Consider the following 508-nt stretch of genomic DNA (forward strand, 5'->3'; position numbering starts at 1 on the left):
AGGTGGACACCAAGCGCGACGACCGCATCGACTCCGTGGTGCTGCACCCGGTCTGGGGCACGCTGCTGCTGCTGGTGACGCTGTTCCTGATCTTCCAGGCCGTGTTCAGCTGGGCCGAGCCATTGATGGAAGGCATTGAAGGCGGCGTGGCCCATTTTGGCGAATGGGTGGGCAATGTCATGCCTGAGGGCGTGTTGCGCAGCCTGCTGGTCGATGGCGTGATTGCCGGCACCGGTGCCGTGCTGGTTTTTTTGCCGCAGATTCTGTTTCTGTTCTTCTTCATCCTGGTGCTGGAAGACTCTGGCTATCTGCCGCGAGCCGCCTTCTTGCTGGACCGCATCATGGGCACCGTCGGTCTGTCGGGTCGCTCCTTCATCCCGCTGCTGTCCAGCTTTGCCTGTGCCGTGCCCGGCATCATGGCCACGCGCTCCATCAGCAGCTGGCGCGACCGACTGCTGACCATCATGATTGCGCCGCTGATGACTTGCTCGGCGCGCCTGCCTGTGTA

The 508-nt window shown here is 62.6% G+C and carries 1 protein-coding gene; it reads left to right on the forward strand.

Features of this window, described 5'->3' with window-relative positions:
* Positions 1-508: nucleoside recognition domain-containing protein (locus tag ABFX50_RS51200; RefSeq protein WP_346158583.1), on the forward strand; the 508-nt coding region annotated here is incomplete at both ends.

Origin of the sequence: Nonomuraea recticatena (assembly GCF_039533245.1) — a bacterium.
GTDB lineage: Bacteria > Actinomycetota > Actinomycetes > Streptosporangiales > Streptosporangiaceae > Nonomuraea > Nonomuraea roseola.